17 protein-coding genes are annotated in these 12,823 nt (G+C 72.4%); 5 read left to right on the forward strand and 12 right to left on the reverse strand.

Going from position 1 to position 12,823, the window contains the following annotated elements:
* Positions 1–19: 19 nt before the first annotated feature.
* On the reverse strand, positions 20–979 hold the full coding sequence (locus ACLBX8_RS09130; protein WP_447698202.1) for a helix-turn-helix domain-containing protein: 960 nt from the start codon (positions 977–979) through the stop codon (positions 20–22).
* Between the two features lie 134 nt (positions 980–1,113).
* Positions 1,114–2,412, reverse strand: coding sequence for an MFS transporter (locus ACLBX8_RS09135; protein WP_244540748.1), 1,299 nt, complete (start codon positions 2,410–2,412; stop codon positions 1,114–1,116).
* Between the two features lie 325 nt (positions 2,413–2,737).
* Here ACLBX8_RS09135 and ACLBX8_RS09140 point away from each other — a divergent pair, with 325 nt between their 5' ends.
* A complete protein-coding gene (locus ACLBX8_RS09140; protein ID WP_447698203.1) occupies positions 2,738–3,691 on the forward strand; it encodes an FkbM family methyltransferase in 954 nt (317 codons plus the stop codon).
* A 116-nt stretch (positions 3,692–3,807) separates the two neighbouring features.
* On the opposite strand, the gene ACLBX8_RS09145 is transcribed toward ACLBX8_RS09140, so the two are convergent.
* From ACLBX8_RS09145 to ACLBX8_RS09160, 4 genes are all read right to left on the reverse strand, one after another.
* Positions 3,808–4,647: an alpha/beta fold hydrolase gene (locus ACLBX8_RS09145; protein ID WP_091977898.1), complete on the reverse strand. Its 840-nt coding sequence runs from the start codon at positions 4,645–4,647 to the stop codon at positions 3,808–3,810.
* Between the two features lie 223 nt (positions 4,648–4,870).
* Positions 4,871–5,113, reverse strand: a complete 243-nt coding sequence (locus tag ACLBX8_RS09150; RefSeq protein ID WP_091676038.1) for a hypothetical protein — start codon at positions 5,111–5,113, stop codon at positions 4,871–4,873.
* A 151-nt stretch (positions 5,114–5,264) separates the two neighbouring features.
* Complete coding sequence (locus ACLBX8_RS09155; protein ID WP_020091004.1) at positions 5,265–5,678, reverse strand: MucR family transcriptional regulator; 414 nt, start codon at positions 5,676–5,678, stop codon at positions 5,265–5,267.
* Between the two features lie 70 nt (positions 5,679–5,748).
* Entirely contained in the window at positions 5,749–5,982 is a 234-nt protein-coding gene (locus ACLBX8_RS09160; RefSeq protein WP_447715008.1) for a hypothetical protein, read from the reverse strand.
* Between the two features lie 55 nt (positions 5,983–6,037).
* On the opposite strand from ACLBX8_RS09160, the gene ACLBX8_RS09165 reads away from it, so the two are divergent.
* The 4 genes from ACLBX8_RS09165 to ACLBX8_RS09180 all read left to right on the forward strand — a co-directional run bounded on the left by ACLBX8_RS09165 (position 6,038) and on the right by ACLBX8_RS09180 (position 7,608).
* Positions 6,038–6,415, forward strand: a complete 378-nt coding sequence (locus ACLBX8_RS09165) for a hypothetical protein (RefSeq protein ID WP_447715009.1) — start codon at positions 6,038–6,040, stop codon at positions 6,413–6,415.
* A 129-nt stretch (positions 6,416–6,544) separates the two neighbouring features.
* On the forward strand, positions 6,545–6,805 hold the full coding sequence (locus ACLBX8_RS09170) for a hypothetical protein (RefSeq protein ID WP_056523187.1): 261 nt from the start codon (positions 6,545–6,547) through the stop codon (positions 6,803–6,805).
* Entirely contained in the window at positions 6,805–7,212 is a 408-nt protein-coding gene (locus ACLBX8_RS09175) for a hypothetical protein (RefSeq protein WP_447698205.1), read from the forward strand. Before ACLBX8_RS09170 ends, ACLBX8_RS09175 begins: the two co-directional genes overlap by 1 nt.
* A gap of 84 nt (positions 7,213–7,296) precedes the next feature.
* The gene (locus ACLBX8_RS09180; protein ID WP_447715010.1) at positions 7,297–7,608 is read left to right on the forward strand and encodes a hypothetical protein; all 312 of its coding nucleotides are present in this window, start codon (positions 7,297–7,299) and stop codon (positions 7,606–7,608) included.
* A 16-nt stretch (positions 7,609–7,624) separates the two neighbouring features.
* Here ACLBX8_RS09180 and ACLBX8_RS09185 read toward each other — a convergent pair whose 3' ends face one another.
* The 6 genes from ACLBX8_RS09185 to osmF form a co-directional block, all read right to left on the reverse strand.
* Positions 7,625–8,089, reverse strand: a complete 465-nt coding sequence (locus tag ACLBX8_RS09185) for a hypothetical protein (RefSeq protein WP_244534877.1) — start codon at positions 8,087–8,089, stop codon at positions 7,625–7,627.
* A gap of 139 nt (positions 8,090–8,228) precedes the next feature.
* Positions 8,229–8,447, reverse strand: coding sequence for a hypothetical protein (locus ACLBX8_RS09190; RefSeq protein WP_020090998.1), 219 nt, complete (start codon positions 8,445–8,447; stop codon positions 8,229–8,231).
* A 257-nt stretch (positions 8,448–8,704) separates the two neighbouring features.
* Positions 8,705–9,448, reverse strand: coding sequence for an ABC transporter permease (locus tag ACLBX8_RS09195; RefSeq protein ID WP_447715011.1), 744 nt, complete (start codon positions 9,446–9,448; stop codon positions 8,705–8,707).
* Positions 9,445–10,377, reverse strand: a complete 933-nt coding sequence (locus tag ACLBX8_RS09200) for an ABC transporter ATP-binding protein (RefSeq protein ID WP_447715012.1) — start codon at positions 10,375–10,377, stop codon at positions 9,445–9,447. Before ACLBX8_RS09200 ends, ACLBX8_RS09195 begins: the two co-directional genes overlap by 4 nt.
* Entirely contained in the window at positions 10,374–11,564 is a 1,191-nt protein-coding gene (locus ACLBX8_RS09205) for an ABC transporter permease (protein WP_447715013.1), read from the reverse strand. The genes ACLBX8_RS09200 and ACLBX8_RS09205 overlap by 4 nt, the downstream gene beginning before the upstream one ends.
* A 207-nt stretch (positions 11,565–11,771) precedes the next feature.
* Positions 11,772–12,704: a glycine betaine ABC transporter substrate-binding protein OsmF gene (gene osmF / locus ACLBX8_RS09210; RefSeq protein ID WP_447715014.1), complete on the reverse strand. Its 933-nt coding sequence runs from the start codon at positions 12,702–12,704 to the stop codon at positions 11,772–11,774.
* Positions 12,705–12,823: the final 119 nt, after the last annotated feature.

A 12,823-nucleotide genomic window follows, 5' to 3' on the forward strand; every position in this document is an offset into this window, starting at 1 on the left:
CGCGCCCGACGCGCCTCGCCTAGGGGAGCGCGGGCCGGAGGTCGCCCGGGGCCAAGCCGAAGCGCTTGCGGAAGCCGCGGTTGAAGGTCGGCACGTCGGTGAAGCCGCACGCGTAGGCGATCGAGGCGATCCGCAGCTTGTCGTCGCGGCGGGCCTCGAGGCGCCGGCGCGCGAGGTCGAGGCGCGCGTCGCGGATCGCCGCCGCGATGCCGCCGGTCTCCGCGAAGGCGCGGTACAGGCTGGTCCGGGAGAGACCGAGCGCGCGCTGGATGTCCTGCGGGTTCAGGTCGGGGTCGTGCATCCGCCGCGCGATATGGGCGCGGGCGAGCGACACCACGGCCGCCCGCGAGACCGCCTCCGGATCGCCGCGCCGGGCCGCGCCGTCGACGAGATGGCCGAGGAGGTGGAGCACGCCCTCGACGGCCGCCTGCGCCTCGTCGGCGGACATCCAGGCGACCGAGCCGGCCACCCCGCGCAGCCGCGCCCGGACCTCCGCCCCGGCCGGGAGCGGGCCGAGGCTGCGGCCCGCGAAGGCGTCGGCGTCGCCGACGAAAGCCTCGAACATCTTGCGCGGGACGGCGAGGCGGATCTCGCCGTAGGCGCTCTGGGTGCCGGCCACGAAGGGCCGGTTCCGCGTCAGGAAGCTGATGTCGCCGGGGGTCAGCTGGGCCCCGCGGCCGTTCTGTTCCTGGTAGCCGACGCCGTCGAGCGCGAGGCCGATCACCACCATCCTGCGGGCGTTCCGGTCGACGTGGCGGGAGCGGAACTCCACCGCGACCGGGCTGCTCACCGTGTGGGTCAGCGCCCAGCCGGCCGAGGCCACGCTCAGGCGCTTGGCCGCGAACCGCTCCCGGGGGTGCCGCCGGCCGATGTCGCCGAACCCGGCCAGGGCCGTGCAGCGCCAGAACTCGAAGGCCTGCTTGGGGTCGACGTGGCTGGTCGTCTCGACGAGGCTCGGGACGAGCACCGGGCTAGACACGTGTGACACCCCCGGCGTGCCCGGCGGTTCCGTCCGGCCGCCTGCGCAACTTTATCGTGTGAATCTTGCCGGATTGGCAACCGACGCCATCCGGCGCGGCGCCGCGGGTCGGAGACCCGCGCTTCCGGGTTTCCCTAAGCAAGGGCCTGCCCGGACAGGCCGCGCGGTCCGGCGAGGAGCAGGGCCGCGCTCGCCGCGAGGACGAGCGTGATCACCGCGAACATCGCGTGCGGCCCGTAGGCCGAGAGGATCGGCAGGAGGATGATCGGCGCCAGCGCGGCCGCGACCCGGCCGCCGGCCCAGGCGCAGGTCATGGCCGAAGCCCGCAGCGGCGTCGGGAGCAGCTCCGTCGCGTAGACGGCGAGGATGCTGCCGTAGGTCGCCGCCGCGGTGTTGAAGGCGATGCCGACCAGGACCAGGGTCAGGAACGTGCCGCTCGCGGCGAAGGCCGTGCCGAGGGCCGCCATCGCCGCCGCCAGGGCCGTCAGGACGGCGCGCCGCTCGAGCCGGTCGATCGCCAGCGCGGTCAGCAGGGTACCCAGGGGCGGGCCGAGCATCGACAGCGCGGCGAAGACGAGGGATTGATCGACCTTGAAGCCCTTCTCCACCATCACGACGGCGCTGAGCAGCGGGAAGGCGATCGTCGCCAGGGGGGCGAGGGTGTAGAGGCCGACGAACAGGGCCGTCCGGCGCAGCTGGCGCGTCTCGGCGAACAGGCCCCGGAACCCCGCGGGCCCGGTCGCGGGCGGGTCCGTGTCCGGGTCGGCGGGGGCGGCGACCCGGCTCCGGCCGGCCGCGCGCTCGAACCGGCGGCAGGCGGCGTCGGCCTCGGCGGAGCGCCCGACCGAGGCGAGCCACCGCGGCGATTCCGGCAGCCGCGCGAACAGGACGCCGCCGAGCGCCGCCAGGGCGCCCCCGAGGATCAGCGCCCAGCGCCACGGCTCGATCCCGAGCGGCGCGGCCGGTGCCATCATCTGGACCAGGCCGATCGCGGCCAGGCCTCCGAGGAGCCCGAGTCCGGCGCAGACCAGCAGCGTCGCGCCGCGTCGGCGCGCGGGCGTCACCTCGGCGAGGTAGGTGGCGACCAAGGGTGGGAATCCGCCGATCGCGAACCCCGAGACCGTCCGGGCGATCGTCAGCGCCGTGAGCCCCTGGCTCGCGGCGGCCGCCAGCGATCCGGCGGCCATCAGCGCGAGGGAGGCCTGGAGCGCGCGCCTGCGGCCGAGGCGATCCCCCAGCATCCCGAAGACGGGTGCGCCCACCGCCCCGCCGGCGAACACGGAGGCGAGGAGCAGCGAGAGGCTGCCCCGCGGCATGTTGTGGGGCGGCGCGAGGAAGATGGCCGCCAGGGCGTTGCTCAGGGCGACCTCGGCGATGTCGGTGAACAGGCCCAGCGTGCAGACGGCGAGCGCCGCCGCGTGAAGCCGCGTCATCGGAAGGGAATCGAGCCGCCGCGTGACGGCCGCGATCGACCCGGCGACCGATGCGGCGGCATCGGAGGCACTCGCGGTCTGGCTTCCGGCGTCGATCAAGCGTGTGAGTCCTCTCCGGCCGGAGCGTGCCCGCAACCGGTGACGCACCGCCATGGCGGCGTGTTCCGCATCGGGAAACGTGACGACGTTCACGAATGCACCGTGCGTGCCGCCGGTGCGGCCGCGGGTCTGTAGTCGTACGGAGTCGGGCGGCGCGCTCCGGCGGGTCGTCCAGATGTACGGGCGGGTCATCGCCGAAAGAGGTTATTTGCGATCTGGGTCGGGCATGGTGAAGGTCGAGGGGGTTTCGAACGCGGCCGGGCCTCGCCGCCGCTCAACGTCAACGCGAGATGACTTTCAGCTTCTGTTCTCTACAGTGCACAGGCTGCAGGTAAAGGTGGATAATGTGAGCATTGCCAAACATTTGATGCGCTCAGCAGTCGCGCCTCTCTGCGCGCGGATTTCGAGGCTGCCGGTCTCTCAGAAATACATATTCAATGCGGTGCGCTTGAATCGACCGGAAATGCGGCCGTTCGTCATCGATAACGACATAAGATTCCTAAACTATTGCATAGCGCGCCGAGACCGATCGAGATCGCAGATCCTGCAAGACTTATGGGTCTGTTTTGAGCTCGGCGAGAAGTCGGATGGATTCTTCGTCGAGTTCGGTGCGACAAACGGTTTAAAGAACAGCAACACGTGGTTACTCGAGAAGAAGCTCGGATGGAAGGGCATCTTGGCAGAGCCCAATCCGGTCTGGCATCGGGAGCTGATGCGGAACAGGGATGCATTCATCGAGACACGATGTGTCTCTTCCAGATCCGGAGAGACGGTGTCTTTCCTCGCGACTGACGACGCGGATCCCGAGTTGAGTGGAATGGAGGCGTTTTCCGACGCCGATCATTTCTCGGAGACCCGAAAGCGGGGTGCGCGCCTCGCGGTGGAGACGATTTCCCTGGACGACTTGCTGGATCAGTACGGCGCACCTGAAATCATCGACTATATGTCGATCGACACGGAGGGCAGCGAGCTGGAGATCCTATCATCCTACAGTTTCAGGCACAAATTCCGAACCCTCTCGGTCGAGAATAATCCGAAGACAGAGCGCGCCGTTGAGGAAATGCTCGTATCTAAGGGTTACCATCGAGTATTTGCGCAATTTTCGCAGTGGGACAGCTGGTATGTCTCGTCCGAGCTTAGGAGTTCGGCGCCGATTGATATCGTTGCACCTGAGGCGTGAACGCTATCTTCGACGAATTGCCGGCAAGCGATGCGTTCCGATGAAGTTGGGGCGTGGGCTGGATCATCGCGGTCCGACCACGTTCGGGAAACTGCCCGATCGAGCGCCTCTGGCCATCATGGCCCGTCCAGGAAGCCGAGGAGCGCCGCGTTGAAGAGCGCCGGATCCTGGAGGAACGCGAAGTGGCTGGCATTGGGCAGGATCAGCAGCCCAGCCCCGGGAATCGTGGCAGCGAGGTACTCGGTGTGCGCGCGCTTGATCCCCTCGTCGTGGTCGCCGTCCGCGATGAGGACCGGCGCGCGGATCCGCTTCAGATCGGCTTCGGTCCAGCGCGGCTGCCCGCCCCACATCCGGCCAACCGCGTCGACGAAGGCGGCGTAGTCCTTCGGGGTCGGCGAGAGGGCCTCGTACTCCTTGCCGGCCCGGTCGATGAAGGCGGCGAAGGTCGGGTTCGTCTCCACACCCTCGATCAGGCCAGACGGGTCGGCGTTGGCGCCGAACGCGAACACCTTGCCGACGCGGTCGGGGTGGCGCATCGCCATGTCGAGACCGAGGATCGCGCCGTCGCTCCACCCGACGATGTCGGCGCGCGGGATCTTCAGCACGTCGAGCAGCCCGACCACGTCGTCGGTCATCAGGTCGTAGCCGAATGGCCGATCGTCCCGGGTGCTGCGGCCGTGCCCGCGGCTGTCCACGAGGATGACCGTGCGGCGGGCGGCGAGCGCCGCGACTTGGTGGCCCCAGTAATCGGAGTTCGACAGGCCGCCGTGCAGCAGGACGACCGGCGGACCGTTGCCGATCGTGGCGTAATACAGCCGAATGCCGTTGACGGCGGCGCGCCCGGAAACCGTGCCGGCGACCGGCGCGGGGGTCGGCGGCAGGTCCTGCCAGCGCGGTCCGGCCCAGGCCGGGGCTCCGGCCAGCAGAAGCGTCAGGGCGATCGCAGTCCGAAGCATCGAACACCTGTCGTCGTTGCCGGGGCCGGGCTGCCGGGTCGATCCGGTCCAGCGCGACCCGCCGCGACCGCGAGCTGCGGTCGACCTGCGCGCGGACCGTGACCGGCTCGGATTACAGAACGATTTCAGGCCGTGGCCCGCGGGCGGCGAGCGCGGAGTCCGGCCGGCGCCCGGGCGCCGAAGGCCGGCGCGCAGCACGGCGCTCGCGCGAGGAGCGGGGCCTCTAGAAGCGCGGGCTCGTGCGGCGGGGCCGGTCCGGCCGGGGCGCGGGGGCGGCTGGCGCATGCCGATGGCCGACCACGTCGCCGTTGCGGTAGGCCTCCTGGATGTTGCGTCGCGCGGCCCGCCCCGCCGTCCCACCGGGCTGCGTCACGGCCGAGTCTCCGGACGGGGCCAGGACGGTCTGCGCCGAGGCCGGTCCGATCCCGAGGAGAAGGAGGGCGACGCAGCCAGACAGACCCTTCATGGCCAGATCCCTCTCACCCGATCGCGTTGCCAGACGGGCCGACCCGCAGTGCCGGCACGCGCGCGCCGCCCCGCCCAGCGCGTCTACGTCCGTGCCGGCCATCGGTTCACGGGGGCTCGGCGGCCGGGCTGCGTCGGTCAGGCGGCGTCGATCAGGCAGCCTTGCTGCCGAGCCGGATCGCCTTGGCGATCTCTGACCGGCGCTCGGCGTAGCCCGGCGCGGTCATCGGGTAATCGTCCGGCAGCCCGTAGCGCGCGCGGTAGAGTTCCGGCGTCAGCCCGTGCGCCGTGAGGTGCCGCTTCATGGTCTTGTACGACCGGCCGTCGATGAAGCTGACGATGCCGTCCTGGCGGACCGAGCCGCGGATCTGAGCGGCGTCGGGCTGCTCGGGCGGCGCCTCGACGACCGCGGGCCGGTCGGTGAGCGCGGAGAGCGCGCCGTGCACGGTGAGCAGGAGCGGCGGTATGCTGGTGTGCGGCAGCGCGTTGTTCGACAGATAGGCGGTCACGACGCGCAGGGCCACGTCGCTGATGGTCGGCTCGAGCTGGTCCTGGTTCTTGCGCAAAGCGATCGACCCCTTCTTCGACCCTGCCGACACCTATTATAGACCAGGAATACTCGGACATTATCGTCTGTCAATGCAGAATGACATGCTTGGCAAGTAACGAATTTTGAATGCAGAATTTCGATGCGACGCGCGCCGTCCGGTTGGTCAATGACATGGCCATGGTTCTGTCCGAGATTGGGAGAGCGCCGCCGGATTTTTCGGGTCGCGCCTGCGGGACAATTCGCCGGCGAGGTTCCGACGCTTCCACTTCGCAGATCTTCGTGATCCAATACGCTTCGAGCGCATCGCGAAGTCCCTTCATGGCCGCCACACGCCGCCCGCCCGTTCCGAGGTCGAGGGTCCGGAAGTCCCGCACCGTGCCTGGGACGGGATGGGGACGCGCGATGCTGGCGGCGCTCCTCGGAGGCCTGCTCGCGGCGCCGTTCGCCCACGGACAGGGCGCCGATGATCTGGAGGCCGAGATGCGGGCGCGGGTCGCCGCGGCCTTCCCGGATGCGGGCCTCGTGAGATTCCGCAAGATCCGACCTATCCCCGCCGAGGCGGAGTCCGCCGTGGCGTTCTGCGGCCAGGTCAGCAGCGGCCCCGTCGGGCAGGGGCGGTCGGATTTCCAGGTGTTCCTGTACGACCGCACCGCGTCGGCCGAGACCGTCCGCATCCTCGGATCGGAATCCCTCAACGGCTACCGCGTCGGCCGGAAGCTGATCGGCGCCCTGCGGCGGGTCGGCTGCCTGTGAGGCGTGCGGCCGGGGTGGTCTGTCTCACACGTGACGAAAATGTGGCAGAAGCTTGACTATTGCTTCAAGGTCGGTTTATAGCTTGACCGTGGCGTTGCGGTTACATCCCCGAGTCCCATGGAGGTTCGGATGTGCGCGCGGAAGACCTTCTACATTTTCATCTCGGCCTCGGACGGGGAACAGTTCTGCGCCGTCCGACAGGACCAGCCCATCCCGTCGCTCATCGACGGTGTCCGATGGATGTATGTCGGCTGCATCGATACGACCCGGGACAGGCCGTACGGATTCGACGTGGACGCGGCGCACGCGGCGATGCGGCACCGCGGCGTCTACTTCTACCGGCGCGAATTGATGTTCCGCCGGGCCAACTTCCTCCTCGAAGCCGCCTGATGGTGGCTGCCCCCGGACCGATCCTGGCCGGCGCCCTGTTGGTCGCCGGTCTCGGGTTCGCGTCCGCCGCCGAGGCGCAGGTGCCGACGCGGGTCGGCACCTGCGCGGCGACCACCATCGCGCGGATCGGGACCCGGTTCAGCGACACGCTCGTGAAGCCGAAGGGCGACGGGATCGGGGACGGGACGAGCGTCGATCTCAAGAACGGCGTCTACGGCGTCTCCTACGCGTATGTCGAAGCGGTCGCGCGGTCGCGGGTCGGCGACCGGGTCATGACCTGCCTCGTACTTCTGCCGACGGGCTGCCCCAAGGGCGACGATCGCGGCAAGATGTACACGACGACCAACCTGCGCACGCTGGATTCCTGGACTTTGCCCGACTCCCAGCACATGTGCGGCGGGGCCTGATCGGGCGTCCGTGAACCCGCCGCCCGGAGGGGCGTGCTGCCTCAGGGGGTGGGATCCGGGTCTCGGTGAAGAGGAGAGGGATCCGTGTCGCTCAGGAACGCTCTTGCCGCCCTCGCGCTGGCGGTGGCGGGCTCCGCGCCGGTCCCCGCCTGGGCGTGGGGCGTCCCCGGATGCATCAACCTTCCCGAGTACAACCGCGCCCTGGGCGCCCTGCAGGGCATGACGAGCGCCTGCGACATGAGCGTCGAGGAAGCCCGCCGGATCGTCGCCGCCCGTGACGGCTTCGTGCCCGGGCCCCCGGTCGCCGCCGCGGAGCCGCCGGCGCCGCCGCGGGTCGCGCCGCGGCACCGCAGGGCGCGGGCCCACCCCAGCGCGCGGCCGCGGCATCACCGCTGAGCCGGCCGACCGGCGCTCAGGTCCCGTCCTCCGGCGCCCCCGGGGGATCCGCGCGGGTGCGCGCCCAGTCCCGGTCGCGCTCCGCCTGCCGGGCGCGCTGCTCCGCCACGTAGGCCTCCTGGTCGGCGCGCTCCCGCTTCCGGCGGCGGTCGGCGGCGGCCGCGCTGCGCTTGCGCCACGCCTCCGTCTCGGCCTTCTGGCGCAGCAATTCCTCGACCGTGACGGGTGTCACCGGTTCCTTGGGTTGCGCCCAGGGATAGGACCGCCGGGGCGGGGGCGGGCGGGTCGCCCGATCGGCGGAGGCCTGCCCGCTCCGCCGGAGCGCCTCGGCCGCCGCCGCGAGGGTCAGCCCGGCACCCCGGGCGATGCGCTCGGCCGCCGCCCGGGCAGCCGCGCGCTCGCCCGCCGTGGCGCCCTGGTCGGCGAGCGCGAGGCACTTCTCGAACCGGTCCCGGTCGGCGGGCGTCATGGGCGACGTCATGGGCAGCGTCTTATCGCCGAGTCGACCCGCCTGTCCCGTCGCACCGGATCCGTCGATCCGGTTTCGCGCCAGCCTCCGTGCCGGTCGGGCCGCCGCGGCCGCGCGTCTCGCCGGCCGTCCGGCGCCGCGACCCGCGCGGCTACGTCTGGGCGCGTCCGTTCCCGCCCGGACCGATCGCCGGCAGTCCGGCCCCGTCCGGCAGGCCGCCGAGCACCACGAGGATCCGTCCCAGGAGCACCCGCGAGTGCCGCGCACCGCTGCCGATGGCCGTGAGGTCCGGCCGGCCCGCGCGGGCCTCGTAGGCCGCGCGCAGCCGGTCGAGCTGCCGCCTGCGCGTCTCGGGATCGCTGGAACCCATGGCCCATCCTCCCGGCGGGCCCTGGCTCGCGGTGCGCCCCCGCGAGCGAGCCTTCGACCATCCCGAGTCGGGGAGTTGGAAAACCGTGTCTGAACGGTCCCTACGACCTTTAGCGCCGGAACGCCTGGACATACGCCGCAGGCTCCCCGACCGTGTGGCCAAGGATACGGGTGCCGTTGTGGTCGGCACCGACCATCAGACAGGGGGTTCCACGCCCCAGGGCCGCGCGTACGGCCCCGCTGGCCTTCTAGTCGCCTCTAGGAAGGAAATCCAGCCCGGCGTGCCGCGCCGCGCTCGAGTCGGCGGAAACCGCCGTCGATCAGGAGCGCCAGCGCGGACACGACGAGGCCGCCCTGCAGGACGTAGGCGGTGTTGCCGGTCAGCAGGCCGGAGATGATCACCTCGCCGAGGGTGCTGGCGGCGACCGTCGAGCCGATGGTCGCCGTCGCCAGCCCGATGATCGCGGCGAGGCGGATCCCCGACAGGATCATGGGCAGCGCCAGGGGCAGCTCGACGCGGACGAGTCTCTGCCGGTCGGTCAGCCCCATGCCGCGGGCGGCCTCCATCAGCGCCGGGTCGAGATCCTCGAGCCCGGTGAGCGCGGTCTCGAAGATCGGCAGCAGCCCGTAGAGGACGAGGGCGATCAGGGTCGGGACCGCGCCGAACCCGAGGATCGGCACGGCCAGGGCCAGGACCGCGACGGGCGGGAAGGTCTGCCCGATTCGGGCCACCGACCGGGCGAAGGGCAGCACGTCGCGGCCGGCCGGCCGCGTGGCCGCGACCGCGAGGCCGAGGGCGATCACGGCCGCGGTCACGGTCGCGGCGGCGGCGAGCAGGAGGTGGTTGACGGCGAGCGTCAGCAGCGGCGTCTGGGCGTAGATCGGCGGCGTGTCGCCGGGGGCGAAGGGCCGGAACAGGGGCGCGAACCACCCCGGGGCGACCAGGAACGCCCCGAGCAGGGCGAGGAGCGCGGCCCGGGCGATCTGCGGGGCGCGGATCACGGCCGGGCGCCCCGCGCCTCGAGGGCCTCCCGCGTCACCCGGCCCAGGACGACGCCGTCGCGGCTGACCGGCAGGGCCGGGCGCCGGGACCACAGGCTCTCGGCGAGGGCGGCCCGCACCGTGGTTCCGGCCGGGATGGGCGGGCCCGGCGCCGGGCCGGGCTCGATCAGATCGTCCACGGCGCGCAGGGCCATGAGCTGGAAGGCCCGGTCGCCGCTGCCGAGGAGGGCGCCGACGAAGGCGGTGGCGGGCGCGCCGACGAGGTCCGCCGGGGCGGCCTCCTGCACGAGGCGCCCGCCATCCATCACGGCGACCCGGTCGCCGAGATGCAGGGCCTCGGTCATGTCGTGGGTCACCAGCACGATCGTGGTGCCGTAGCGCGCCTGGATCGCCAGCAGATCCGCCTGCGCCCGCCCGCGGATGATCGGATCGAGGGCGCCGAAGGGCTCGTCCATGAGCAGGATCGGCGGCTCGGCCGCGAGCGCCCGGGCGACGCCGATCCGCTGCTGCTCGCCGCCAGAGAGCGCCGCCGGCAGGCGGTCCCGGTAGATCGCCGGATCGAGGTTGAACAGGCCGAGGAGCTCGTCGACCCGCGCGGCGATCCGCCGGCGGTCCCAGCCGACGAGCCTCGGCACCACCGCGATGTTCTCCGCGACCGTGCGGTGGGGGAACAGCCCGTGGCCCTGGATGGCGTAGCCGATCCCGCGCCGAAGCAGGTGCGGCGGCACCTCCCGGACGTCCCGGCCGGCGATCCGGACCGTCCCGGCGCTCGGCTCGATCAGGCGGTTGATCATCCGCAGCAGGGTGGTCTTGCCCGATCCCGAGGTGCCGACCACCGTCAGGATCGCCCCGGTCTCGACCCGCAGGGTGACGTCCGCCACCACCGTGCGCCCCTCGAAGACGCGGCTCACCCCGGCGAGGTCGATCATGGGATCCGCTCCGCCGCGCGGCCGCGGCTCAGGTCGATGACGGCGTCGAGCAGCACCGCGGCGCCGGTCGCCATGGCGACGGTCGGCAGCGCGCCGAGCAGGACGAGGTCGCCCGCGTTCTGGCTGATGCCCTGGAAGACGAACACGCCGAGGCCGCCGCCGCCCACGAGCCCCGCGATCACCGCGAGGCCGATATTCTGGACGAGGACGATCCGGATCCCGGTCAGGATCGCCGGCAGGGCGAGGGGCAGGTCGACCTGGAACAGCCGCTGGCGCGCGGTCATGCCGACGCCCCGGGCGGCGTCGCGCACCGGCCAGGGCACCGCGTCGAGGCCCGCGACGGTCGCGGCGGCCACGGGCAGGAGCGCGTAGGCGAACAGCGCCACGAAGGCCGGCGCGGCGCCGATCCCCGCGATGCCGAGGGCGGCCGCACCCGGCACCTCCCGGCCGATCCAGGCCAGGGGCGCGATCAGCATGCCGAACAGCGCCATGGACGGGACGGTCTGCACGACGTTGAGGCCCGTGAGCAGGCCCGTCCGCGCGGGCGCGACCGGGCGGGCCAGCACGGCCGCCGGGATCCCGACCAGGGCGGCGGCCGCCACCGAGGCGAGGGCGAGGGCGGCGTGGGTCCTCAGCTCCCGGCCGAACGTGTCGGAGCGACTGGCATATTCCCGCAGGACCGAGAGGTTGTCCCAGAAGCCGGTGCGCAGGGCGAGCCCCGTCGCGGCGACCAGCAGGGCGAGCGCGGCGATCCGCATGACCGGTCCCGGCCGCAGCCGCGCCAGCCCGTCGCCGGCCGCGAGGGCCGCCGTGACGAAGGCGAGCCACCAGCCCGCGTCCGGCGAGACCCGGCCGTACCGGTCGCCCGGCGCGGTCAGGTGATCGGCCGCCCAGCCGGCCGCGAGGCCGAGCAGCAGCAGGATCGCGGCGGCGGCGGCCAGCCGCAGGATCGGCGCCGACCGCAGGACCAGCGGCGGCAGCGCGAGGGCGACGACGCCCCCGAGGAGGAGCGCCGCGCCGGGGGGGAGCGCCGACCACGCCGTCAGCGCGGTGCCGGCCGCGATCCGGTTCGGCCGGGTCGTCATCAGCGGCAGGGCGAGCAGGCTCAGTGCCAGGACGGCCGCGAAGGCCGCGCCCAGCGGATCGACGCCCGGGCGAAACCGCCCGGTCGCGAGGGATTCCCCCATCCTCACGCTGCGGCGGCGCCCGGGGGCGCGACGATGGACGGAAATGCGGCGGGTCTCATGAGGCGGGTCACCGGCGTCGCGACGCTCTCGGGCGCCCCGCCGCGCATCCTTGCCGGCGGAGCCCCGGCTTGTCGACGCGGGATCCCGCGGGCCGCGGACGGCTCCGCCGGTGAGGGCGCGTCGCGCCGCGCTGTCCGCGCGGCCGGCTCACCGCACGAACCCGTTCCGCCGGAGGAAGTCCGCCGCGACCGCGGAGGCCGGCTCGCCGCCGATCTGGACCCGGCCGTTGAGATCCCGGAGCGTGGCCAGATCGAGCTTGCGAAAGATCGGGTCCAGCACCGCGGCGATCTCCGGATGGGCCTTGAGGACCGCGCCGCGGACCACCGGCGCCGGCTGGTAGACCGGCTGGACGCCCTTGTCGTCGTCCAGCATGACGAGGCGCGCGACCGCCATGCTGCCGTCGGTGCCGAACACCATGGCGGCGTTCGTGCCGGAGGTGCCCCGCGCCGCCGCCGCGATCGTCGCGGCCGTGTCGCCGCCGGCCAGGATGACGAGCTGGTCCGGCCGGAGGGTGAAGCCGTAGGCCCGGCCAAAGGCCGGCAGCGCCCCCGGGCTGGTCACGAATTCCGATGAGGCGGCGAGCTTGATCGCGCCGCCGCCCGCCACGTAGCGGCCGAAGTCGCTCATGGTCCTCAGGCCCGCGGCCCGCGCGATCTCCTCGCGCACCGCGATCGCCCAGGTGTTGTTGGCCGAGGCGGGCGTCAGCCAGACGAGGTCGTTGGCCGCGCGATCCAGGTCCCGGGCCGTGCGGTAGGCCGCCTCCGGGTCCTTCCAGACCGGGAGATCGGCCTTCCCGAAGAAGAACGCCGCGTTACCGGTGTATTCGGGATAGATGTCGATCTGCCCCTCGATCAGGGCCTGGCGGACGATCGCGGTCGCGCCGAGCTGGATCTTATCGACGGTGGGCAGGCCCCGGGCCTGGAGCGCCTGCAGGATGATGTTCCCGAGCACCCCGCCCTCCGTGTCGAGCTTGGAGGCGACGACGATCCCGGCCGCCGGCGCGCCGGGCGTGGGCGCGCACTGGGCTGTCAGCAGCGCGAGCCCTGCCGCGACGAGCCCCGCCCGGATCCGCTTCACCATGGCCTCCGGCTCTGCCCTGCGCCCCGTCGGTCCGGTCGGGCGCCCGCTTTCCGACATCTAGGGCCGGTCCCGGTCAAGTTGAGGCGGAGGCGCACCGAGCCTGTGCCGCACGGGAGAGG

The organism is Methylobacterium sp. D48H, assembly GCF_053345715.1.

Coding starts and splice junctions, on each gene's coding strand:
- ACLBX8_RS09135 (WP_244540748.1), bottom strand. CDS start 2,412: ATGACGCGGCTTCACGCGGCGGCGCTCGCCGTCTGCACGCTGGGCCTG.
- ACLBX8_RS09140 (WP_447698203.1), top strand. CDS start 2,738: ATGGTGAAGGTCGAGGGGGTTTCGAACGCGGCCGGGCCTCGCCGCCGC.
- ACLBX8_RS09145 (WP_091977898.1), bottom strand. CDS start 4,647: ATGCTTCGGACTGCGATCGCCCTGACGCTTCTGCTGGCCGGAGCCCCG.
- ACLBX8_RS09150 (WP_091676038.1), bottom strand. CDS start 5,113: ATGAAGGGTCTGTCTGGCTGCGTCGCCCTCCTTCTCCTCGGGATCGGA.
- ACLBX8_RS09160 (WP_447715008.1), bottom strand. CDS start 5,982: ATGAAGGGACTTCGCGATGCGCTCGAAGCGTATTGGATCACGAAGATC.
- ACLBX8_RS09170 (WP_056523187.1), top strand. CDS start 6,545: ATGTGCGCGCGGAAGACCTTCTACATTTTCATCTCGGCCTCGGACGGG.
- ACLBX8_RS09175 (WP_447698205.1), top strand. CDS start 6,805: ATGGTGGCTGCCCCCGGACCGATCCTGGCCGGCGCCCTGTTGGTCGCC.
- ACLBX8_RS09185 (WP_244534877.1), bottom strand. CDS start 8,089: ATGACGTCGCCCATGACGCCCGCCGACCGGGACCGGTTCGAGAAGTGC.
- ACLBX8_RS09190 (WP_020090998.1), bottom strand. CDS start 8,447: ATGGGTTCCAGCGATCCCGAGACGCGCAGGCGGCAGCTCGACCGGCTG.
- ACLBX8_RS09200 (WP_447715012.1), bottom strand. CDS start 10,377: ATGATCGACCTCGCCGGGGTGAGCCGCGTCTTCGAGGGGCGCACGGTG.
- ACLBX8_RS09205 (WP_447715013.1), bottom strand. CDS start 11,564: ATGGGGGAATCCCTCGCGACCGGGCGGTTTCGCCCGGGCGTCGATCCG.
- osmF (WP_447715014.1), bottom strand. CDS start 12,704: ATGGTGAAGCGGATCCGGGCGGGGCTCGTCGCGGCAGGGCTCGCGCTG.